This window comes from Corynebacterium sp. HMSC064E10, assembly GCF_001812505.1.
Taxonomy (GTDB): Bacteria; Actinomycetota; Actinomycetes; order Mycobacteriales; family Mycobacteriaceae; genus Corynebacterium; species Corynebacterium amycolatum.
Genome location: NZ_KV809173.1, coordinates 1,156,047 through 1,179,173, shown reverse-complemented (window position 1 = coordinate 1,179,173; position 23,127 = coordinate 1,156,047). Strand labels below are relative to the sequence as shown.

The 23,127-nt window shown below is 60.5% G+C and carries 17 protein-coding genes and 1 tRNA gene; 13 read left to right on the top strand and 5 right to left on the bottom strand.

The window, feature by feature from the left end:
* The first annotated feature begins 297 nt into the window (after window positions 1–297).
* From HMPREF2860_RS07030 to HMPREF2860_RS07000, 7 genes are all read left to right on the top strand, one after another.
* Window positions 298–1,701 carry a CpaE-like family protein gene (locus tag HMPREF2860_RS07030; protein ID WP_239392960.1) on the top strand — a complete coding sequence of 468 codons (1,404 nt, stop codon included), beginning with the start codon at window positions 298–300 and terminating at the stop codon, window positions 1,699–1,701.
* Complete coding sequence (locus HMPREF2860_RS07025) at window positions 1,694–2,851, top strand: TadA family conjugal transfer-associated ATPase (RefSeq protein WP_081913995.1); 1,158 nt, start codon at window positions 1,694–1,696, stop codon at window positions 2,849–2,851. Before HMPREF2860_RS07030 ends, HMPREF2860_RS07025 begins: the two co-directional genes overlap by 8 nt.
* 73 nt (window positions 2,852–2,924) lie before the next feature.
* Window positions 2,925–3,797 (top strand): type II secretion system F family protein, encoded by an 873-nt coding sequence (locus HMPREF2860_RS07020; RefSeq protein WP_224792298.1) that lies wholly within the window; start codon window positions 2,925–2,927, stop codon window positions 3,795–3,797.
* Window positions 3,794–4,444 carry a type II secretion system F family protein gene (locus HMPREF2860_RS07015; RefSeq protein ID WP_070628706.1) on the top strand — a complete coding sequence of 217 codons (651 nt, stop codon included), beginning with the start codon at window positions 3,794–3,796 and terminating at the stop codon, window positions 4,442–4,444. The genes HMPREF2860_RS07020 and HMPREF2860_RS07015 overlap by 4 nt, the downstream gene beginning before the upstream one ends.
* Window positions 4,445–4,653: 209 nt before the next feature.
* A complete protein-coding gene (locus tag HMPREF2860_RS07010) occupies window positions 4,654–4,914 on the top strand; it encodes a DUF4244 domain-containing protein (protein ID WP_070628705.1) in 261 nt (86 codons plus the stop codon).
* A complete protein-coding gene (locus tag HMPREF2860_RS07005) occupies window positions 4,907–5,260 on the top strand; it encodes a TadE family type IV pilus minor pilin (protein WP_038627462.1) in 354 nt (117 codons plus the stop codon). Before HMPREF2860_RS07010 ends, HMPREF2860_RS07005 begins: the two co-directional genes overlap by 8 nt.
* On the top strand, window positions 5,257–5,622 hold the full coding sequence (locus HMPREF2860_RS07000; RefSeq protein ID WP_083309511.1) for an Rv3654c family TadE-like protein: 366 nt from the start codon (window positions 5,257–5,259) through the stop codon (window positions 5,620–5,622). Before HMPREF2860_RS07005 ends, HMPREF2860_RS07000 begins: the two co-directional genes overlap by 4 nt.
* On the opposite strand, the gene HMPREF2860_RS06995 is transcribed toward HMPREF2860_RS07000, so the two are convergent.
* Window positions 5,606–7,942, bottom strand: coding sequence for a DEAD/DEAH box helicase (locus HMPREF2860_RS06995; protein WP_070628802.1), 2,337 nt, complete (start codon window positions 7,940–7,942; stop codon window positions 5,606–5,608). The two genes, HMPREF2860_RS07000 and HMPREF2860_RS06995, sit on opposite strands and share 17 nt — an antisense overlap.
* A gap of 316 nt (window positions 7,943–8,258) precedes the next feature.
* On the opposite strand from HMPREF2860_RS06995, the gene HMPREF2860_RS06990 reads away from it, so the two are divergent.
* Window positions 8,259–8,462, top strand: a complete 204-nt coding sequence (locus HMPREF2860_RS06990) for a cold-shock protein (RefSeq protein ID WP_005511370.1) — start codon at window positions 8,259–8,261, stop codon at window positions 8,460–8,462.
* Window positions 8,463–8,812: 350 nt separating this feature from the next.
* On the opposite strand, the gene HMPREF2860_RS10900 is transcribed toward HMPREF2860_RS06990, so the two are convergent.
* Window positions 8,813–10,189, bottom strand: coding sequence for an IS30 family transposase (locus HMPREF2860_RS10900; protein ID WP_083309509.1), 1,377 nt, complete (start codon window positions 10,187–10,189; stop codon window positions 8,813–8,815).
* A gap of 492 nt (window positions 10,190–10,681) precedes the next feature.
* Between HMPREF2860_RS10900 and topA the strand changes: the two genes are divergently transcribed.
* Entirely contained in the window at window positions 10,682–13,642 is a 2,961-nt protein-coding gene (gene topA, locus HMPREF2860_RS06980; protein ID WP_070628704.1) for a type I DNA topoisomerase, read from the top strand.
* 12 nt (window positions 13,643–13,654) lie between these two features.
* Here the strand turns inward: topA and HMPREF2860_RS06975 are convergent, their stop codons facing one another.
* Both HMPREF2860_RS06975 and HMPREF2860_RS06970 read right to left on the bottom strand, forming a co-directional pair.
* Window positions 13,655–14,977, bottom strand: a complete 1,323-nt coding sequence (locus HMPREF2860_RS06975; RefSeq protein ID WP_316247735.1) for a DUF418 domain-containing protein — start codon at window positions 14,975–14,977, stop codon at window positions 13,655–13,657.
* Between the two features lie 64 nt (window positions 14,978–15,041).
* Window positions 15,042–16,568 carry an adenylate/guanylate cyclase domain-containing protein gene (locus tag HMPREF2860_RS06970; protein ID WP_210386747.1) on the bottom strand — a complete coding sequence of 509 codons (1,527 nt, stop codon included), beginning with the start codon at window positions 16,566–16,568 and terminating at the stop codon, window positions 15,042–15,044.
* Between the two features lie 82 nt (window positions 16,569–16,650).
* Here HMPREF2860_RS06970 and HMPREF2860_RS06965 point away from each other — a divergent pair, with 82 nt between their 5' ends.
* The 4 genes from HMPREF2860_RS06965 to HMPREF2860_RS06945 all read left to right on the top strand — a co-directional run bounded on the left by HMPREF2860_RS06965 (window position 16,651) and on the right by HMPREF2860_RS06945 (window position 20,804).
* A complete protein-coding gene (locus HMPREF2860_RS06965) occupies window positions 16,651–18,024 on the top strand; it encodes a DNA polymerase III subunit delta' (RefSeq protein ID WP_070628702.1) in 1,374 nt (457 codons plus the stop codon).
* Between the two features lie 134 nt (window positions 18,025–18,158).
* Window positions 18,159–18,234, top strand: a tRNA-Thr gene (locus tag HMPREF2860_RS06960).
* Window positions 18,235–18,575: 341 nt separating this feature from the next.
* Window positions 18,576–19,451, top strand: coding sequence for a poly(ethylene terephthalate) hydrolase family protein (locus HMPREF2860_RS06950; protein WP_070628700.1), 876 nt, complete (start codon window positions 18,576–18,578; stop codon window positions 19,449–19,451).
* Window positions 19,452–19,862: 411 nt separating this feature from the next.
* On the top strand, window positions 19,863–20,804 hold the full coding sequence (locus tag HMPREF2860_RS06945) for an N-acetylmuramoyl-L-alanine amidase (protein ID WP_239392962.1): 942 nt from the start codon (window positions 19,863–19,865) through the stop codon (window positions 20,802–20,804).
* Between the two features lie 81 nt (window positions 20,805–20,885).
* Here HMPREF2860_RS06945 and HMPREF2860_RS06940 read toward each other — a convergent pair whose 3' ends face one another.
* The gene (locus HMPREF2860_RS06940) at window positions 20,886–22,937 is read right to left on the bottom strand and encodes an acyl-CoA dehydrogenase family protein (RefSeq protein WP_070628698.1); all 2,052 of its coding nucleotides are present in this window, start codon (window positions 22,935–22,937) and stop codon (window positions 20,886–20,888) included.
* Between the last annotated feature and the right edge of the window lie 190 nt (window positions 22,938–23,127).

The following is a 23,127-nucleotide window of genomic DNA, read 5'->3' as shown; positions in this document are numbered from 1 at the left end:
CCCCCCCCCCGGCGCGGGGCGTCGCCCCTTTTTTGGCCCAATGTTGAGGGGCATGTAGTAAAAGTGCGGGCTGCAAATGTGAAACTGTGTGAGTTTATGACACTTTCAGGCCTTTTTCGTGCCATTTTTGACATAAACGCAGCCACTAACTTGTATTGGTGAGGCCGCGCAGTAGCCATAAGGCAAAGGCGACATGGCGTTCTGCAGTTATCCACAGTCTGAAAATTATCCACAGACAGCGAGGTTTTGGTCTCTTGCGAGCATCATTGAATCCGCCTTTTGGTGCACGCTATGGCCATGGCAATCAAGAAACTGTCCATGGCTCCGCGAACCGAGGCTCCAGCAAATCCAGTAGTCAACGCTGTCGATGATGAAGCGCTGCGTGAAGAGGTTGCACTCATAGTCGCTGCTACCGGTCGTGACTGTGTGCAAGAGACCGTGCCACCTGTGGCTGCAGCGCCAGTGGCCGCACAAGCATTGACATCGTCGCCAGCATCACCACCAGTATCAGCCACAGCGTCAGTGCCCGCATCGACCGGAACGGGGGTTTCATCGGCTCTGTGGCGTCGGGCACCAGCGGTGTTCGTTGATGCGTCGGCAGCCCGAAGATTAGCCGGGCGGCCTCATTGTGAGGGAGCAATCTTTCTGGTCCGCAGTGATACTGAGGCGGAAGATACGCAAGTGGCGAAGGTTTTAGCTCCTGTTTACAGCGCTAGTTTGCCCGCGGATAACGTCGATATTGTCGAACTGCTCGGCCGAGCCGAGGTACGTCCGGATGGTCCGAGGCTCTCCGATTTCCAACACAGCTCGAGCCTCCTGAACCGCCAACACACCCCAGCGTCACCTGCGAGCGCAGACGTGATTACAGCACCAGGTACAGAACCCGCACCGAACGTGCCAGCAACTACAACCGATTCCACGGCAACGTGCCTGATGTTGGTTCCTGCGGTCGGCGGTGCTGGTGCTTCCATTACGGCGGCAGCGAGTGCATTGGTTCTTTCCCGCGAAAGGCCCATCTGCTTGGTGGACGCAGATGCGCTGGCGGGAGGTATTGATCTGGTGCTCGGGATGGAAACGGAACCGGGACTGAGGTGGCAAGACTTCTCGGCTGCTGATGGCCGTCTCGACGGGGCGGCACTCTACGAAGCACTGCCATCCTGCCCGCGATCACCCGCGCTGAAAGTGTTGACGTGGACTCGCAGTCGCACGCCCGAGACGGCTTACAACCACGCCTCGGCGGCCACCAAATTCGACAGTGCCGACAGACTCGGCAGAACCGACAGACCCGACGATGTTCGGCACATTGCCAGCACCATTAGCTGCCTTATTCATGCCGGAATTACGGTCATCGTGGACTGCCCGAATCAAGTGGAGTACGTCACCACTATCGGCGCGCTTGCCGATGACACCGTCATCATCCTGCCCACCTCTGTCCGAGCTATCGCAGCCGGTGGACACCTGGCCAGCGTCTGTGCACAGGCAGGATTCACGCCAAGTCTTGCGGTTCGGCACCAGCAGCACCGCGATATCAGTGTCGAAGAGGTTGAGTACGCGCTCAATCTGCCCATTGCTGGTGAGATTGAGTACTGCAAGAAAGTAGCTCACGAGATAGATGTGGGCGGGCTCGCTGGGGCCGTCGGCAAGCTGACGCGGGGATTGGAAGCGATGTTTGCCCTTGTCGGCGGTGGTGGCGATGGATGATGTCAGGCTGTTGGCGGCGGTGCGGGCGGCGCTTGCGGAGCGGCCTGGGGTGGCATCGCATAGCGAGGTCGCCGACATCATTCGCGCGGAGACCGCGGGAGTTGTCTCCGATGTGAAGGTGTTGGAGATTCTGCGCACGATTCGTGAGGAAACAGTGGGCGCGGGCGTGTTGGATGCGCTGTTGCGCCGCCCGGGTGTCAGCGATGTGCTGGTCACCGCGCCCGGCGAGGTCTGGGTCGACGCCGGCAACGGACTGGAGCGGGCCGAGATTTCCTTCGCGGACGAGGGCGAGGTGCGCGCGTATGCGGTGCGGCTCGCGTCGCGGTGCGGACGAAGGCTTGACGACGCGCAACCTTGGGCCGACGGCCATATTCCTGGTGGTGTCGGCGGCTGTGGTGTGCGAGTTCATGCGGTGCTTTCCCCACCGTCAGCGACCGGCACTCAGATTAGCCTGCGAGTGCTGCGTCCGGCTCGTCGCGGGCTTGCGGAGTTGTGCGATATCGGGCTGTTTCCACCGGAGATTCTGCCGGTGTTGCGGGGAATCGTGGCGGGACAGCTGTCGTTTATTGTCGCCGGAGGCACGGGTGCGGGAAAGACGACGCTATTGGCGGCGATGCTCTCAGAAGTTAATCCTGACCAGCGCATTGTGTGCATCGAGGACACTCCGGAGTTGCAACCGCAGCATCCCCATGTGGTGAAGCTGGTGACCAGAGCCGCCAACTTGGAGGGGGCCGGTGCGATTGGGCAGCAGGAGTTGCTGAAGCAGGCGTTGCGCATGCGTCCCGACCGCATTGTCGTCGGTGAGATTCGTGGCGCCGAAGTGGTGGATCTGCTGGCTGCGTTGAACACGGGGCATCGCGGTGGGGCAGGGACAATTCACGCCAACCGGATTGGGGATGTCGTCGCGCGCTTTGAGGCTTTGGGGTTGATCGGTGGCCTTAGTCGCGCCGGGCTGCATGCGCAGTTGGTCTCTGCGGTGCAGGTGGTGTTGGTAGTCGAACGCGCTGATGTTCGCCGGCTGGCGCAGATCGGGCTGCTGCGCGGTAACCCACCGGAGGTGGTGGAGGTTTGGACTGCTCGGGACGGGCCGGGGCCGGGGTGGGAAACGTTGCAGAAATTGCTGGTCGGCAGGGAACAGTCGGTGGAATAACCGGTGGAATAACCCGGGGGAAAAGTCAGGGGATTAGACGGGGAGATTAACAGCTATGGGGGAGGGATTTAGCGTGACCGTACTCATTGGGGGCGCGGCTGCGGCAGTCGCTATCTGGCCGGACAGCTCGGCGGCGGTGCGCTCGCGAGCGCTGGCAGGCCGTGCCCGTGAGGTGTCCTGTGGACTGAAGTGGTTGCAGCGCATGATTGGACTTGGTGCTGGTTCCACGGGGTCGAGCGCCGCAAGCACTGGCAGTGCGAATAGAGCTGCAGGGCTATCGATTCTCATCGTTGCCGGTCCGGCACTTGTGTTGCTGTGGCTCGCTGGGATTCCAGGTGTCATAGCCGGGCTATTGCTGGGCCGCACCGCAGGGGCCGTAGTGCGCGCTGTGGGGGAGAGGCGCTGTGAACGTCGGGAAGCGGACAGCGCTGCGGTAGCGCTGGAAACCTTGACCGCGCAGTTGCGCGCAGGTGCGGCGGCCTCAAGAGCGCTCAACGCGGCAGCAGCGGAATTGCGCAGGGCAGAGGACATGACTGTGTTGGCCGATCATCTTGCGCACGCGGCACACCGTGCGAACTTCGCCGACCCGTGGGAGACCGAAGAGTCTTCGGAACAACTGCGTCGGATTGGGCGTATGTGGACGGTGGCGCAGCAACATGGTCTGAGTTTGGCCGGGTTACTGGACTGCGCGCGGGGTGATCTGCAGGCTCGTCAGGCACATCGCTCACAGACGTCGGCCGCGCTGGCGGGACCACGCATGACGATTGCCATTTTGGCTTCGCTCCCAGTCTTCGGGCTGATTATGGGGCAAGCTTTCGGAGCGTCCCCCTTCGAGTTCCTCAGTCGCGGTATTGGAGGAATTGTGCTGGTCATCGGTGTCGGACTGGTGTGCGCGGGCATCGAATGGGCTGTCGCCATCATTGATCGTGCGGAGGCCGGACAATGATCGCTGCCGCACTTCTCATCGCCGTCTACCTCTGCTTGCCGACGTTCAATCCCGTCCGCAGCCGACTGCCCGAATTGATAGCGGAGTCGGATGCTCGTACGCGAGGAGGCGTGTGGAGGCAGGTGACCAGTCGGGTGTCGCGGATTGTCGCACAGGTGCGGGAACGTGTGCGAACTGTCATTGGCGGGGAGCGCCTCAGCCCGGCTGTGCTTCTCGATGCCGCGGCGGCCCTCGACATCATCGGCGCTTGTTTGAGCTCTGGTATGCCATTGGCGCAGGCCATGGCCGCAGCTGCCGATGGCGCAAACCCGGAGTTGGCCGAGCCACTTCGACAGTGTTCCGCCAGGTTGTCTGTGGGCGCGCACTCCGCTTGGGAGAGCCTTGCTGCCACACCCGCGCTCGTGCCCCTGGCGACTGCTGGGCGTCGCGCAAGCGAATCCGGCACCGGCCTGGCGCAGGCAATGGAGGACACCGCTGCCACGTACCGCAGCCAAGCGCACGACGCGGCGCAAGCCGTCGCCGAAAAGGCCGGTGTCCTCATCGCCGGGCCGCTGGCGTTGTGCTTTCTACCCGCGTTTGTGGTGCTGGGTTTGGTGCCCACCATCGCCGGGCTTGCCGACGAAATGTTTGCAGGGCTGATGCCGTGATGATGCTTGGACACCTCTGCGCCCAGCCTCGCGCGCTGGCACGCGCCAGACGCAGAGTTGGTTGCGCTTTCGATTGCGATCTCGTTTGTGCGCGTGGGCCGCCGGCTAATCCGCGATCCACCATGCGTCAGCGCGGGGCAACGCGCGTCAATGCACATCACATCTCACAACTGACCTATCACTCGACTTCCACATAGGGGGAGACACTCATGACCACTCAAAACTCCAGCCGTCCAACTAGCCTTCCAACCAATCCATTGACCACTGCACAGTCTCAGCTCCGCTCGTATTTGCACAAACGCCTGCGTGCTCTGGCAACTGAGGAAAACGGCATGTCGACCGTGGAATACGCTTTGGGAACGATTGCTGCTGCCGCTTTCGGAGCCCTGCTCTACACCGTCGTGACCGGCGGAGATATCACCCAGGCACTCACCGACATCATCGAAAGGGCGCTCAACACTGATGTCTAGCCGCATCCGCTCTACGCTTCATCGCCTGTGCGTCGGCGACGAAGGCCAAACCACGGTAGAAACCGCTTTCGGTCTCGCGGCACTGGTCACGGTCATGGTCACGGCTTTGTCAGGGCTGGTCACCATCGCAATGTACCTAGGGCTTACCGACGCAGCCGGAGCCATCGCACGGGCTGAGGCGCGGGGCGATGCGGAGACAGTAGCCGAGCTCCGCGCCGACGCGGATGGACAGGTCGCGATATCGGAAACCTCCGGTACCGTGCGCGTGACCATTCGGCGCTCAGCGGGGCCTTTTACGCTGGAAGCACGCGCGGTTGCCCTGCAGGAAAGAGCGGCATCGTCATGAGAAACATGACAGCCCGCCTCTTACGCGAAGAAGATGGTTCCACCACAGTCGCAGCCGCACTGTTCATCGCTGCTTTCGTCATTCTGACTTTGGTTGGAGTTACAGCCGGGGTGAGGGTGGTGCAGGCTCGGCAGGCAGCGGTAGCAGCGGATCTGGCCGCGGTGGCCGGTGCCGTGGCTGCGCAAGAGAGCGACGATGCCTGCAAAGCCGCTGGGTCAATCGCAAAAGCTAACCACGCACGTCTTGTGGCCTGCGAGATCGATGGGGAGGACGTGCAGGTCAGCGTCCAACGAAAGGCGAGAAAAGCCACGTCCAGAGCAGGGCCGGTCGCGGTGGAGGATGCTGCTACTGGCCGTCTTTAAGCGCGCGCGACACTCCACTGAGCACTTTGATTGCGCCGGCCTTGTCCAGCGGATCGTTGCCATTGCCGCACTTGGGCGACTGGATGCACGATGGGCAACCGGATTCGCACTCGCAGGCGGCGACAGCATCGCGGGTCGCGCGAATCCACTGCGCGAAGGCCTCGTAGCCACGGTCGGCGAATCCTGCACCACCAGGGTGCCCGTCGTAAACAAAAACGGTGGGCTGCTGGGTATCGGCGTGCATGACCGTGGAAACACCGCCGATATCCCAGCGGTCGCAGGTGGCAATCAGCGGCAGCATGCCGATAGCCGCATGCTCGGCTGCGTGGAGAGCCCCCGGTGCGATGTTGGAGCCCACACCCCACGAGCGCAGGCTGGACTCGGGCACTGTGTAGGCCACGGCGCGCGTGACCAAACGCTGCGGAGGGTAGTCAAGTTCAACGCTGTCGAGAATCTCGCCGGTATCCAAGCGACGAAGATAGGAAGTGACCTGATGAAAAACCTCGACCTGGCAGGAAGCGACCTGTAAGCCCTGGTAATGGCGCATGTCGTCAACATCGAGGATGCGAATGGTGGTGTCCATGCGTGAGCTGGTGGAATAGCGTGGCTGCTCGGGGTGGACCAGGGCGACGAGGCTGTCGAAGTCCAGCTGGTCGACAAGGTAGGACTCGCCGCGGTGCAAGTAAACGGCACCGTCGTGGACCTGCTGCATCGCACGGCCAAGATCGATGGTGCCAAGCAGGCGACCATCGGTCTGGTCGACGATGGCCACTTCCTGGCCATCGCCGCCACGGACGTTCACGGCATCGTGAGCAGTGGCAATGCGCGGTCCCTCATCGCGGTCGGTCGGGTAGTAGACGGGTTCTTGTCCTTCCCAGGTGCGTTTGCGCAACCAGCCCGCAACCACCATGTCTTCGGCTACGGGCAGGGTTCCCCATGCCTGAAGCTGGCTGGTGGTGATCGGTTTCTCCACAGCCGCGCAGTAGAGGTGTGACCACACCACATGCGGGTTACGGGGATCGAAGACGGTCTTCTCCACCGGCCGGCCCAACAGTGCCGAAGGGTTGTGGACCAAGTAAGTGTCCATGGGATCATCGCGAGCCACCAACACCACCAGCGCGCCCTGACCACGACGGCCCGCGCGGCCGGCCTGCTGCCAGAACGAAGCGACCGTGCCCGGGAAACCGGCCTGCACCACCGCGTCAAGGCCACCGACGTCAATGCCCAGCTCCAGTGCATTGGTGGTGGCCACACCAAGCAGGGTGCCGTCATCGAGCATGCGCTCGATGTCGCGGCGTTCTTCGGCCAGGTAGCCGGCGCGGTAAGACTCGATGCGCTCGGCGATATCGCTGCGGCGGCGCTTCTCCAGGCGCTCGCGCACGCCGAGCGCTACCTTCTCGGCACTGCTTCGCGAACGGGTGAAGGTCAGGGTGCGGGCGCCCTCGACGAGCAGGTCGGCCATGATATCTGCGGCCTCGGTCGGGGCGGGGCGGCGCACGGGGGCACCGTTCTCGCCTTGGAGGTCGGGGAGCAGGCCGGGTTCCCACAGGGCGATAGTCCGCTCACCGACCGGGGCGCCGTCTTCGGTGACGGCCTCGACAGGCTCGCCGATGAGGCGACGAGCCTGGTCAGCAGGGTCGTTGGTCGTCGCAGAGGCAAAAATCACGGTCGGCGAGGCGCCATACTCCCGGGACAGCCGCAGAAGGCGACGCAGAATTTGGGAGACGTTGGCGCCGAATACGCCTCGATAGGCATGGCATTCGTCGACGACGATATAGCGCAGGTTGCGCAGCATCCGCGTCCACCGAACATGATTGCCGAGGACCGAAACATGCAGCATATCGGGGTTGGTAAACACCCAACGGGCATGGTCGCGAATCGCGCGCCGGGCGTCTTGCGGGGTGTCGCCGTCGTAAAGCGAAATCAGCGAGCTCAGCGACGCCGGTGCCATCGCGCGTGCCGTGTCCAGCTGATCGGCGCCCAGTGCCTTGGTCGGGGAGAGGTACAGCGCGGTGGCCGCGGGGGTGGCGGACAGTTCTGTGAGCACGGGCAGCAGGTAACCGAGCGATTTACCCGACGCTGTGCCCGTCGCGACGACGCAGTGCACGCCCTCGCGGGCGAGGTTCGCGGTTGTCGCCTGATGAGTCCACAGGTTCTCAATTCCGCGATCTACCAGCACTTCTTTCAGCCATTCCGGCACCCATTCAGGCCAAGGTGCGGTCACACCAGCGCGTGCAGGAAGATCCGCAATGTGCGTCACCGTCGCCCGCGGATGCGCACGAATAACCGGCCCCAGCAGCTCCCGTCCAAATGACTCCACCGACACCACCCTTTCCTATAAACGCGCACTTCATATGCTTGACGACGCTTCCTGCCAGCCACATTTTCGCCTTTCGACAACCCAGTTTCTCCGGGCCCCGAACGCGGGTTTACGGGGGTGGCAAGGAGCTGTTCCTAATCGGCGCTTGCGCCCCAAACGTGGCAGACTTTTTGAGTGTATCGCCCGCCAAAGGGCACCCAGCAAAAGCCCGCTCGAGGCGGAAAGGGTGTTCTCGCCGTGTTTACCCCATTGTGTGTGGCCGGATGTGCGTCGCGAATACTTGTTTTATCGAATCCTGAAGTTGGGAAGTTTTGTAATGGCACAGGGTACTGTGAAGTGGTTCAACTCGGAGAAGGGCTTCGGGTTTATCGCCCCAGCTGACGGTGGCAACGACGTGTTTGTTCACTACTCCGAGATCCAGGGCACTGGTTTCAAGACGCTGGAAGAGAACCAGGCAGTCGAGTTCGAGATTGGTGAAGGCCAGAAGGGCCCGCAGGCTCTGGACGTGAAGCCTCTGTAAAACTTAGTAGTTCGGGGCTGAGTTCGGTTCTGAACTGGGCTTTTGTTCAGTTTGGTTCGCGGAATTTTTGGCTTTTTCAAGGTTCATGTTGTGTTTATGGGGTGAGCCTTGATTCTCCCACGTGGAAAGTAATTTCTGCGTGGGATTTTGTATTTCTGGGGTCCCGGAGTGCGCGGCAATCGCGGGGTAATAGGCAAAAGTGCGTCTGCTCAGCGTGTCGACCGGTGGGGACCTTCTGCTTCTTACTTCAATGCGAGTTACTGACCGCGTTTATGGCTGGCGGCGACGGGGATGATCCGGGGTACTGATCGCGTTTATGGCACAAATCGCACGAAAAATGGCCGGTAGGGTCAGGCGGTCATTGCATCATGGATAACACCAGAGATTACCTCCCGGGGAGTTAACCCGCCGAGCACCACCCTCGGCCGGTTATTCAGCAATGCCTCCGCCTGGGCGACCTCCTGGTCGGTGACATCGGTAAAGTTGGTGCCTTTGGGGAAATAAAACCGGATATCCCGGTTCATCTGCTCATTGCTACCTCGCTGCCACGGTGAATGCGGATCGGCGAAAAACACCTGGATATTCTCCGCGACGGAAAACTCCGTGTGTTTGGCAAACTCCACCCCCTGATCCCAGGTCAACGTCGACATCGTGGTGTCCATCGACTCTTTGAGCCGACGAATCATCCGCACCATGACCTCATTGACGCTTGTGGCAGTATGGTCAGTGCCGAGTCTGCCGAGGAGCACAAACCTGCTGCGGCGTTCCACCAACGTCGCCAAAGCACTGGTGCCATCTGCGCCAATAATCAAATCTCCTTCCCAATGACCGGGTACAGCACGGTCGTTGGCTTCCGCTGGGCGAAGTGAAATATTGGCATCATGAGTCCAGCGTTTTCCACGTGGCTTGGGCACCCCTGCGAGAAGCGAGCGGGGTTTACGCCCTGGCCGGGTAGTCCGGCAGGACTTTTCAAACACAAGTTCTTTGCGCAAGCTACCTACCCCTTGTACGTAAAGGGCCTGGTAAATCGACTCATGGCTAATAGTCATGGACGTATTATCACCCCACAGTGCAGCCAACCTGTCACTGGCCTGACGCGGCGAGGCACCACGGTTGAGCAGATCAACAACCTGGGCGCGTAAGAACCGATTATCATCGAGTTTGCGCAGCTTAGGGCGAGCAAGACGCCCGCGGCTTGCCTGATCAGCCTGATAAGCATCGTAGATACCATCGACGCTGTTGCGTGCGATCTCACGGCTGACGGTGGATTGACTACGACAGACTATCTGGGCGATACGCCGGTGCGAATGCCCTGCTCGCAGATGCTCGGCAATGACTAAGCGTTCCGCCAGCCCTAGCCGCTGACCAGTGCCAACACGAGATACATCACCGGGTGTTACCCGGCTGCGGGTATTCATAGTGGTTAATCTAGCCCGCCGGTTATACACCGTGGATGTGCACACCCCAGCCTGTGCAGCAATCTGGGCAACACTATATGTGCCGGCAATAAGCATCTCGTAGATCACGCGATGCTTATCCATCATCGAGACCTTCGGGCAGTGCGACTGGTGCTGAATCGCAATTCCGGCTTGTCGCGCCCACCGCCTAACAGTTGGTGCGGGGATCGCTAAATCGCGCCCTACCGCGCTTGCTGATGCCCCGTTGGCGATATGTTGAAGCGCAATGGGTTTGATGGCACTGTATTTCGATCGGCGGGTTTGCTTCACTACTTCTCCTGGTCGAAAGTGGTGATGCATTCACCGCCTGAACCTACCGCCTGAAAGTGCTATAAACTCGCACAGTTTCACATTTGCAGCCCGTATTCACACGTGCAGCCCGCAGTCACGCGCCCGTTGCGGCCAGTCATGGCCAGCCACAGAGCAGTCGTCGGGCTGGCCACCGGGTATCCCTCCCCCCCCACAGCAGCCCCTTCAGTCACACCCAAAATCCGCCCGATACTTGAGGATTCCACGCGACAAACTAGATTGTGTGTACGGTATTCCTTATATTCTTCATATTCTTTCCAGATAATCTTCCGGGGAGAAAGAGACCGGGAACTGATTTGAACTGATCGGAACCGATTGGAACCGGTTGGAACCGATCGCGGGCTTCTCACAGCTGAAGCCCGGCCAGAGTCCGGTCAAGAACCCCAAGATTTAAACCAAAATCAGAACTTAAACAGTCAAAAACAGTCAACGTTGCAGGATAGAAAAACTTCTATGGCGAATTCAGACGGCCTCAAGCGCCTTGTAATTGTCGAGTCAGCGACGAAAGCTCGCAAGATTCAGCCGTATCTCGGCGATGATTACATCGTGGAGGCGTCGGTGGGACACATTCGCGACTTGCCCCGTGGCGCAGCTGACGTTCCGGCTCGTTACAAGAAAGAGCCCTGGGCTCGGCTGGGTGTGAATGTCGACAACGGATTTGCTCCGTTGTATGTCGTCAGCGCTGATAAGAAGAAGAAAGTCGCCGACCTGAAGGCCAAGCTCAAGGAAGTCGACGAACTCTATCTCGCAACTGACCCCGACCGTGAGGGCGAGGCTATTGCCTGGCACTTGCTGGAGGTTCTGAAGCCCAAGGTGCCAGTGCGCCGCATGGTGTTCCATGAGATCACCAAGCAGGCCATCCTGGAAGCCGCCGCCAATACCCGTGAGCTGGACCAGAACCTGGTCGACGCCCAGGAAGGTCGCCGTATCCTCGACCGCCTTTACGGCTACGAGGTTTCACCGGTGCTGTGGAAGAAGGTCATGCCGCGCCTGTCGGCAGGCCGTGTGCAGTCGGTGGCGACGCGTGTCATCGTCGAGCGTGAGCGTGAACGCATGGCGTTTATCTCCGCTGAGTACTGGGATGTCGCCGCAACTTTGGACACCGGCTCGGCTTCTGCTGACGCCAACCAGCCGAAGGAATTCGTCGCAACCCTGACCAGCGTTGATGGTCAGCGCGTAGCGCAGGGCCGAGACTTCGATGACCGTGGCCAGCTGAAGAAGTCCGATGGCATCCGGGTCGTCGATAAGCAGCTCGCCGAAACCCTGGCGGCGGACCTCGTGGGCTCTGAGCTCAAGGTCGCGTCGGTGGAGGAGAAGCCGTACACGCGCCGCCCGTACCCGCCGTTCATGACTTCTACGCTGCAGCAGGAGGCGGGCCGCAAGCTGCATTACACCTCTGAGCGCACGATGCGTGTGGCGCAGCGCCTGTACGAAAACGGTCACATTACCTACATGCGTACCGACTCCACGACGCTGTCCAAGGCCGGTATCGACGCCGCGCGTAAGCAGGCGCTGGAGCTCTACGGCTCGGAGTACGTCGCCGATGCGCCGCGCCAGTACTCGCGCAAGGTGAAGAACTCGCAGGAAGCGCACGAGGCAATTCGTCCGGCTGGCGAGACATTCGCAACGCCGGGGCAGCTGGCGGGATCGCTGGATGCTGAGGAATTCAAGCTCTACGAACTGATTTGGCAGCGTACCGTCGCCTCGCAGATGGCCGACGCACGCGGCACGTCCATGAAGGTCACCATCGCTGGCGCCACCGACACGCACGCCGTCGAGTTCGCCTCCACCGGACGCACGATTCGCTTCCCGGGCTTCCTCAAGGCATACGTCGAGGTCTCCGCGCTTTCTGACGGCCGTAAGGTCGCCGACAACGCTGAGAAGCGTCTGCCACAGTTGACGGAAGGCCAGGGCCTGACGGCCACGGACTTCAGCGCCGACAGCCACTCCACCAACCCGCCTGCGCGCTTCACCGAGGCCAGCTTGGTGAAGAAGATGGAGGACCTGGGAATTGGTCGTCCGTCGACATACGCGTCGATTATCAAGACCATTCAGGATCGCGGCTACGTCTACTCCCGCGGCAACGCTCTGGTGCCCTCGTGGGTGGCCTTTGCCGTGGTGGGGCTGATGGAGGAAGCATTCTCCGATTTGGTCAACTACGACTTCACCTCCGAGCTGGAGGATGAGCTCGACGGCATTGCTGCGGGCAATAAGGATCGCACGACCTGGCTGACCGGTTTCTATTTCGGTGATGACAAGGATCACCGCCACAAGGGAGCCGACGCCATTGCGACCCACGGTGGTCTGAAGAACATCATCGACGTGAACTTGGAATCGATTGATGCTCGGAAGGTCAATTCGCTCCACCTCTTCGACGATGCCGAGGGCAACCCGATCATCGTTCGCGTTGGCCGCTATGGGCCGTACCTGGAGCGTACGCGCCCGGGTGCCGGTGAAAACGGTGCCGACGAGGTGCAGCGCGCCAACATCCCGGAGGCCATGACTCCGGACGAGCTGGATCTGGCCGCCGCCGAGAAGCTGCTGGCCATGCCGCAGGGTGGTCGTGAGCTGGGCATTAACCCGGCCAATGGTCGCATGATTGTTGCTCGCGATGGCCGCTACGGCCCCTACGTCACCGAGCTGGTCACCGATGAAGAGCGCGAAGGTGTCGTAGCCAAGGCTGAGGAGATCATCGCAGCTGAGCGCGCCGAAGAGGACGCTCAGCGCGCTGCCGAGGGCAAGCGAAAGAAGAACTGGGAAACCAAGACCGCTGCCAAGCAGAAGGAAAAGCGCACCGCGGAAATCATCGAGGAAACTCTGAAGCCGAAGACGGCCTCGCTGTTTTCCTCCATGGAGCCGTCGACTGTCACGTTGGAAGAGGCTCTGAAGCTGATGAGCCTGCCGCGCGAGGTCGGTGTCGACCCGGTCGATAACGAGGTTATTACTGCTCAGAATGGCCGTTACGGTCCGTACCTGAAGAAGGGCACGGACTCGCGTTCACTGGCTAACGAAGAGCAGATTTTCACCGTGACATTGGACGAGGCTCGTCGTATCTACGCTGAGCCGAAGCGCCGCGGTCGTGCTGCTGCGAAGCCGCCACTGAAGCAGCTGGGCGACAACGATGTCTCCGGCCGCCCGATGTCGGTGAAGGATGGCCGCTTCGGTCCGTACGTCACCGATGGTGTCACCAATGCTTCGTTGCGCAAGGGTGATACGCCTGAGACGCTGACCGATGCCCGCGCCTGCGAGCTGCTGTCTGAGCGTCGCGCGAAGGAAGCCGCCGATGGTGGCACTAAGAAGGCTGCGAAGAAGTCGACTCGCAAGACCACGAAGAAGGCTGCGAAGAAGACCACCAGGAAGGCAGTCAAGCGCACCACCAAGCGAGTGGTGAAGGCGACCCGCCGGGGCAAGTAGGGCAGTTAGGCCTTAAGCGCCCGCCGCGCCCGCCACACCTGGCGTGCCCGCCGCACCCGGCGCCTCCTGCGGAGTTGGTTTGGGGCCACCGACCCCGGTCAGCTCCGCCCGCATCGTCGGCCCGTACGACAGCCGGCGATGCACCTTCTCAAACGGCCCCTGCATGCCGCGACGCTCCATCGCCCACGCGGCCAACAGGGTCACCAACCAGACGCCTACAGCGATGAGGGTTTGCACGAACGCGCCCATGTTGCGCGGGATGTTCAGAGTAAACGGGTAAACCAGCACAAAGAAAATCACCGACTGCATCAGGTAGCCCGTCATCGAACGCTTGCCGAGCGCCACAATCGGTACCAGCCAACCAGGCACAGCGGCGCCCTCGTTCAGGCGTCGCTGGAGCGGCTGCAGCGCCAACGCCAGCCCGGCTAGGATGCCAGGACCGGCGAACACTCCGGCAAAGTTATTAATTACCAAGAAGGCCATGTGCTGTCCGGCTGGAAGAACTCCAATCGCTGCCAACCCCATAGGGATTCCGACACCGAAGGCGACAATCACGGCCACCACGAGCCACCGAATAAGCAGGGGGCGGTGCGCGTCAACGTCGTCAAGCACGCCCTTGCGAGCCCATACGAAGCCGATCATCATCACCGGCAGGTAGAGGAACAGCTGCAGCGGCAGGGTAGTGATGCTCATTGTCAGGACCTGGAGGTTCGCGGCGAGCATATCCAGGTAACTCGTTTCAATTGCACCGCCGTTGACGAACTCGCTCATGTCGGAGCCGACGAACTCGGCGTCGGGCATCGCAATTACGAATCCCAAAAACAGCAGGCTCAGTGCAGCGTTGATCGTCAGCGCAATCCACGCGAGAATCGTCAGCACCTTGTTGCTAAGCCCCATAAGCAGCCCCAGGATGATGCCGCAGATGCCGTAGAGAAACATGATGTCGCCAAAGAACAGAAGCAGCATGTGCGCGATGCCGAACAGCCCCAGGAACGCATATCGCTTTACGACGACCACCCGCGCCCGCGACCGTGGAAAGTTCCTCCTGGCCAAACTGCGGACAATGAGTCCGACACCGAAGCCGAGCAGCGTTGCGAACATCGGCAGCCCGCGGCTATGTGCGGTCACAGCGGTAAACAGCACGGTGGCCTTGTCGGCGATGCTGTCGTTTATGACGCCTCCGAAGAATGCTGCGGGCAGTTCGGGATCTGCCACCAGCCAGGCGGTGGCAATGTTCGCGATAGCGATGCCGAGGAGCGCGAACCCACGCGCAGCGTCGGGAACGAGCATGCGAGGTCTGGGGTTGGTGCTAGAACTGGGTCGGTTGTCAGTCATTCCTCCAACGTAAAGGAACTGTCGGGGGTGTGCAGGTTGGCGAACCCAACAATTTCGGCGCCCCTTAGGCCTCGTCGGCAAGCGTCGGACGCACCGGTCGCGCCAGCTGTGTCATGTGCGTGCGGCCGCGCAACTCCACAGACTTCAGGGTGGTCCAGCGAGCCTGCTCGTCCTCGTTGGCCAGGCGGATAGTGGAAGCCGTGGCGAGCACGCGGCCCGGGGTGTCCTTAGCCAGCTCAGTCAGACGGGCAGCCTGGTTAACCGCGTCACCAATAACCGTGTACTCAAAGCGGTCGCGGGCGCCGATGTGGCCGGCAACGACGTGGCCAGCGGAGACGCCGATACCGGCAGTGAGCTGGAGGTCGAGCAGCTCCTCGCGCAGTTCACGGGCTGCGGTGAGAGCGTGACCAGCAGTGTCATCGAGGGGCAGGGGAGCGCCGAAAACGGCCAAAGCCGCGTCACCCTGGAACTTGTTGATAATGCCCTTATTGCGGTGCACACAGTCAACAACGTGGTCGAAGAAGGCGTTGAGTTCACGGACAACGACCTCCGGGGAGTTCTGCTCCGCGAAGTTGGTCGAACCAATCACGTCCACAAATAGCACCGCGACCAGACGATCCTCACCGCCCAAAGTCGGCTTTTCTTCCAGTGCCTTGCGGGCAACCTCAGAACCGACATAGCGACCGAAGAGGTCACGCACCCGCTGGCGCTCCTGCAAGCCACGCATCATTTCATTGAAGCCCGCTTGGAGGACACCCATCTCGGAGCCGTCGTAAATAGGCACGCGCGTATCCACCTGGCCCTGGCGGACCTTGTTAATTGCACCCGTGAGATCCCGAATCGGGTCAACGATGGACATGCTGGCCAGCATCGTGCCGAAATAGCCGGTGATCAGAGCCAAAACTGCCAACGCGGTAATCGTAGGCAGCAAATCTGCCGCGTCATCTGTAAATAGGCCACGGCGCTGACCTATCAGCACAAGCAGGATTGACACCACTGGAACGCCGCTGGTCAACACCCATGTCTGGCGCAGGCGGTGACCAATCGGTGGCTCCAGCGAAGAATCCGGAGCCCTCCGTGCCAGCGCCTCCACGGCGACAGGACGCACCATGCGTTCCGCAATCAGGTAAGTCAGCAGCGCCACCATGGCGCCACCGAGCACTGAGGTGAGCAGCACCATCATGCCAATCTTGCTGTCATAGGCGAATGCAACTCCACTGAAGACAATCACGCCCAAAGACCAGATGACGGTACCCAAAAGTGCCTGATAGACGGGCACGCGCATGACCAGATAGCGCACCCGCCGCGGATCGTGCATATCCGGATGACGCTGCCATTTCACCAGCGGTTTGAACAGGATCCAGGTAGTGCCGATGCCCGCGATAATTGCCAGAACCAGGTACCCAGCCAGGGCATAAATGACACCATTAGCCAACCGTGGCAAGTGAGTTTCTTGGTTCAGTGGCAACAGCATGCCGAGGAACAAGCCGACAATCATGGCTCCGACAAGGTTGCAGACGAAGATAAATGAGGCATAAGCAGGCCACATTGTCCCACTTAGCCATTTCAGATTTCGCCAGAGCCGTTGCATGACTACTACCTTAGTGGCAACCCTGGATTGCAGGGAGTAGTTACCTCACAAGAGTCTTGTGGGGCGCGCTAGAGTTGTGGCCATGACAGAGCCCATGACAGAGCGCAGCGTGTTTTCTCGTATGCCCGAAACCGGTGGGGTTCGCCAGCGGCTGCAGGCTGCTGTGCGCGCTGCGCATTATCGCTTTGCCAATGGTCAACCGCTGGCAGGCGATGGGGCGGAGGTTTCGCCGGAAGGTGGGGACGCGGGGTCGTCGTTAAGCGATGTGCCACGCGACTCGGACATGACGCACGCCTGGCTGTTCACTGGCCCTGCGGGGTCGGGGCGGTCGGTGACGGCGACGGCGTTTGCGGCGGCGCTGCTGTGCACGCGACATGACAACCCCGGATGTGGCGAATGTGAGGGCTGTCGGACTGCGCTGGCGGGAACGCATGGCGATATCAAGATCGTGCGCCCGGAGGGCACCATCATTTCCGTGGCGACGGTGAGGGACGAGCTGCGGCCCTGGGCCTACAAGATGCCCACGACGGCGGATTGCCGCGTGCTGATCATCGAAGACGCCGACCGCCTCAACGAGTCCGCCTCAAATGCGCTGCTTAAGGTGGTGGAAGAGCCGCCGCTGCGCACCGTCATCATCATGTGCGCACCAACGACGAACGCGGAGGATTTCTCCGTTACGCTCCGTTCGCGCTGCCGCCATGTCTATGTGCCGACGCCGCATATCGACGACGTCACAAACCTCCTGCGCGCCGAGCGGCCAGAGCTTACCGACGAGCAAGCGGTCTGGGCCGCGATGGTGTCCAATGGTCACATTGGGCGTGCGCGTGGCTTTGTCTCCGATGAGGGCTCGCGTGCCTGGCGGGGCAAGGCTCTGGATTTCGTGGAGGCCGTGTTCGACCCGGCGAAGTCGTATTTGGCGGCGCGAGAGCTAGCCAACGAAGTGGCTGGCGAGGTGAAGCGGCGGATGGAGCCACTGGAGGCTGAGGAGCTGGAGAACCTCGAGCGTTCGCTGGGCGTCGGGGCGTCTGGAAAGGGTGCGCAGGCGGCACTGCGCGGCTCTAAAGGTGTGATTAAGGACCTGGAGGATAATCAGAAGCGTCGGCGTAGGCGTGCGGAGTCGGATCTGATTGACCTATCGTTGACCGACATTATGGGGCTTTACCGTGATGCTTTGGTGCTGGCGTTTGGGGCTGAACGTGCTGGTGGGACTGCTTCGGGGGATTTGAGCTCTGCCGCTGATTCCGAGTTTGGGGATGGCTCCGTCTACCTCATAAATCCAGACCGTCGCCGGACAGCCACGGAGTTAGCCCGACGTCTTCCGCCGGAGGCAATATTGGCATCCATCGATGCCGTAACTGAGGTTCGCGGCATGCTCGTGACGGCAGTGAAGCTGACGGTCTTGATGGATGAATTGATGGCTAAATTGCAGATCGCAGGGCAGGTTGGTCGCAGGTAATCCGGGAGAGACGCCTAATTCAGCGGACTGCAGACCCCATTTTGGTAGCGATGGGGGCAGTGCAGTAGTATTACCGCTTGTACATTTTGTGCAGGGTCATTTCTGCTTGCTTGAAAGCTCAGCGCAATGTGCGTGCCGCCTTAGCTCAGTCGGTAGAGCGTCTCACTCGTAATGAGAAGGTCGCGAGTTCGATTCTCGCAGGCGGCTCCATTATGCCCCAGCTAGAACAGGGTTCCAGCTGGGGTATTTTCCTATCGTCACTGGTTAAGTTGTCCCAGATTATCCGTGCTATTCCGAGTGTAGACAGGGCACAGGCTGAGAACACCGAAGAGGTGAATCGGGAGCAGAAGTTAGAATGGTCCCCCGTGGATAAGGGGCAAGAAGAGATCATTGAGCGGCTCCTAGAGAAGAGTAAGGAAGCTTTTGCTCTTGCAGTGGAGCTGTATAACAGGCCAACGTTCTTATAGGTGGTGCCAGGTCATGCGCTGTGTACAGGAAAAGTAGTGCTAGCGCTAGTGACCTTCACTCTCGTGGGAAACACAATATAGAGCATGAAAAAGCTTGTGGTTGGCATGATTGCCGTGGCCGTGATTGTGGTGGCGTTTGTCGGGTTTGTGGGATTCATGCAGTGGGTCGATGCAGACAGCGTGACCGGTGATGACGGCGTGGCTGCCGGGTATAGCGCTGAAACGGGTGGCCCGCTGGAAGCGTCGTTCGCGGGCGAGGGGCCGCACGCAGTCGACGTGCAGCGCGACGGCGACGTGACCATCGCGGCACCGACGGGCGCGGGACCGTTTCCGGCGGTGGTCATGGCTAATGGTACGAACACGCCGTTGAGCAGCTATCTGCCCGTGGCGGAACACCTGGCTAGTTGGGGTTTCGTGGTTGTCGGCGATGAGACTCTCCAAACTGGAACAGGGGAGAATGTCGTGAACCTAATCGAGCACTTGCCGGAATTGGATTCCCGTGTGGACCGATCACGGGTCGGCATTTTCGGACACTCACAGGGTGGTGCGGGCGCCATCAACGCTGCGGCCCACGCGGAGGTAGCAGCCGTGTATGCGGCGAGCCCGGCCTCCCACAGAGTGGCAAAGTCCAATGACTGGGACTACACCACCGCCAACGTAGAGGCACCTTTATTCTTGATGACCAGCGATGGTCGTTCGGACCGCTGGCTTGTCAGCCCGTGGTCAGACCTAGAGGAGAGCTTTCAATCAGCTGGTGGTCCGGCAGTCATTGCACGCCGCCTGGGCGCGGATCACAAGGACGTCTTAGAGTTCGGAGACGGTTACGCCACCGCGTGGTTCCGCTACATCCTTGCTGATGATCCTGAGGCACGAGACGCGTTCGTTGGTACTTCACCAGCGGGCGTCGGTGAGCTGGCGAGCAACGCGCTCTGGGACCGAGTGGCCACCCGCGGCTGGTAACTCGCGGGGTCTTTCACCATCCCGTGCGGTGTACTGAACACGCTAAAAGTAACCTGTGCTCACACGCCCCTTTCGGCGGAGGCATGATTCACAGAAATCAGCAGCCCTGATAAATTTCAAGTGAATTGTCAACCGGGCTGCGCCACGCCAGCCTGTACAAGTAGAATCGAATGAGTCATTCAGACAGAGGCGAAAGGCCACGTCGAGGACCTCTACATCGATACCCCTCGGTGATAACTCCTGAAAAATCTTGCATAGGCCCCGACGTGCAGTGATTCTCCGAGACGAAAGGAGGGAACCTCGGAGCCAGCGACTCTCAATCGGGTGTTTGCTACTGTTACTCAGCACATGGCAGGTACGCGGATACTAGGAGAACGCACGATGCGGCAGCCCGGACACCAGCGACTAACAATGCAACAATCAGCAGGGCGACTGGCTGTGGCTTTGGTGGCTGCGGCAACTTTGCCAGCCGGTCTTGTGGCCTGCACCATCGACACGGAGGCTTCCGAGAGAGGAAGCGCTCAGCAAGCTGCGTCGACTGAAACGCAAACCTCCTTGGCAGCTGAAGAAGAGGCCATGCAGATGCCGAACCCCACTCCGCCGAATGAGGAGTCCGCAATGCCTGATTCTGCTAGCCCCGACGCAGTCGCTCCGGGCGATGCACAACAACAGCAAGCTAATCGCGCTACTTCGCGTGCCGACGGCTCTAGCGCTGTAGCCGGCAAGGTCATCTACCTCGATCCAGGCCACGCGGGCACCCCACCACCTGCCGACCTGATGGTCACAGACGGCCGTGGCGGTCAAAAGCCGTGTAATACCTCCGGCACCGCCTCTAACGACGGCTTCCCGGAGCACGAGTTCAATTGGCTGATGGCACAGGAGATCAAGCAGCTGCTCGAACAGCGCGGTGCTCAGGTGCTACTTAGCCGCAAGGATGACACCGGTCGTGCAGATTGCATCGATGCCCGTGCAGAGAAGGAAAATGCCTCCAACGCCGATGCTGTGGTGAGCCTCCACGCAGATGGTGCTGGAGAGGGCAACCGCGGATTCCATGTGTCTGCGATCTCTCAGCCGCTCGCCAATAATGACGAGCAGGGATCTACCGCGCTGGCGACCGCCCTGCGCGATGCCTTTGTTGCCGCTGGTTTTGCTCCATCCAACTATCTCGGCAGCGAAGGGCTGAATCCGCGTGCAGACCTCACCGGACTCAACCTATCGACAAAGCCAAAGGCACTGGTCGAATACGGCAACATGCGCGATAGCAGCGACATTGCCCTCTTAACCTCCAGCGAAGGCCGTCAGCGCTTGGCAGAGGCCACTGTGGCTGGGCTGGAAGGTTTCTTGGCGCAGTAGCCAAGCTGCCCATCCAGGCCGTAGCTACCTCACACCAGTCACCGCCACAGTGTCCACCACAGCAGCCAACCCGCCAACCCGCTAACTAGCAGGGTTGGCTTTAGCCTTCGGCGTCATCGCGTCGCAAGGCTCCATCATGGGGATATCCAGCATGGGGCTGGGGACACCAAAGGCGTCGACAAGTACCTCAGACCAGGGGCCAAGGGAATCAACCAAGTCGGCCAATCCCGCTCGCGCGCCCTTGGTGCGAGTACCGGTGAGCAGTGACTGCTCCAAGAACCAGCCGGCGTTATCGCAGACGACCGATAGGAAGAACACATCACGAACCTGCTCGAGCACTTCTTGAGAGCGCTCGTCTGTGAGTGTGGATTCGGCTTCGAAGAATGCTTCCAAGAGCATGCGATCTATATGCGCCCACGCGCAGGAAATCATGTGGTCCTGGACCTTGTCCACCAGCTTCGCGGCCTTTTCAACAGGCAGTTTCCGCGCCGGGCGCAGCCTGCGAGCAAGGGACTTGAGAAGTCGATTCTCGCGCTCGATGAGCAGTTGCATCTGGCTGGCGGGGTCAAAGAGCGAGGACTCATCAGCGTCAGTCAGCGCATCCAAGAGGTTCTGAACGACGGCGTCCGCACCGGTGCGACGGCGCAAAATGCCACTGAAATTGTCGAGGCCGAAGCGCACCATTTCCAGGTTGGAAAAACTCTGTACCTCCCGGGCAAAACCACCCAAGAGTTCCTTGGTGACCAGCTGCAACATCACCACGTTGTCGCCCTCAAAGGTAGTGAATACGTCGGAGTCCTCTTTGAGAATGGTCAACAGGTTCTCTGCCATGTAGCCAGCTCCACCGGTGGCCTCACGCATCTCCTGGATGGCATCGGTGGCATGCGCGGTGTTCGCGACCTTCAATGCAGCGGCATGCGCCTCCGCTTCACGCAGATCGCGAGCCTGCTCCAGGGTTAGATTCGCACGGTCCAGCCCTTCCGCTTCAAGGTCGTGAATCCGCTTGATTAGCAGGTTGGTAGCAAATTGCAGACCGTAAGAACGCGCAATACGGGGGAGGAGCCGGATTCGGTGCTGGCGGTACTCAATGAGTTTCTTTTCCGGCAGCGAATCGTCGGGAGCAAATTGGCGCCGCAGGTGTGCATACTTGGTGCCGATGGTCAGTGCAGTGCGGGTGGCCGCACCAGCAGCTGCACCGACTGTCACACGGCCACGCACGAGAGCACCGAGCATCGTGAAAAATCGTGCATTGGGGCTGTCAATATCGCTGGTGTACTCGCCAGTAGCCGAGACATCTGCAAAACGGTTAAGAAGGTTCTCCCGCGGCACGCGGTAATGGTCGAACATGAGAGTGCCGTTGTCCACTCCCAAGAGGCCACCCTTGGTGCCGTGGTCGCCGATAGCAACCCCGTCGACAGGCGAACCGTCATCATTGCGGATCCGGGCGACAATGCAATGCACGCCGTGAGATTCTTCCTGCCCTGGTGTGTAGAGCTGACAAAAGACCGCAGCCCAGCGCCCATCGCGCGCGGCGTTGCCCAAGAACCACTTTTCAGAGGAAGCGGTGGGCGAATGAAGAATGAACTCTTCCATGTCAGGGTCGTAGTGTGCCGTGGTCTCGAGTGATTGCACGTCCGAGCCGTGGCCGCGTTCGGTCATCGCAAAGCAGCCGAGAGCCCGCAGCTCAATGAGATCACGCACCAATTCACCGTGGCGTTCAGTTCCCAGGTTGCTGACAGCGCCGCCGAAAAGGCCCCACTGCACTCCGGACTTCACCATCAATGACAAGTCGGTGTGGCCGAGCATTTCAATCCCGGAGAGAGTCCCACCGGTATCTCCTGTGCCGCCCTGGTCGGTGCGGAACGCACCTTGGGGCATGCCGGTCTCCAGCACCTTGGACAGCGCCTTGGTGGTACGCTGCCTGGCCTCATCCACAGTCAGCCCAGAGCTAGGCCGCAGGGAGGGATCTTCTAAGAGGGTGCGGACATCAGCGCGTGCTTCGGGAAAATAGCCGTCCAAGACCTTTTGCAATGCGTTTGCGACTTCGGGTTCAGGACGGGAGGGGAGAGCCTTCGGTGCGTCGGTTGAGCGCCGGCGGGGGATTCGCGTGGAGCTGGAAGAAGTCTGTGCCATAACCCAACGTTAATGGGATATCTGGGGCTTGTCAGTCGCTTTCGACTGAGAAACTCATGAGGAAATCGGGACCGAGAAAAGAGAAAACAGGTTACCGGGAGAAAAAGAAGGTGGAAACGCAAGAGCCGTCGTCAAGCAAATGCTGTGTTGTGCAATGCTTGACGACGGCTTACGTAATCAACCCTCGGTG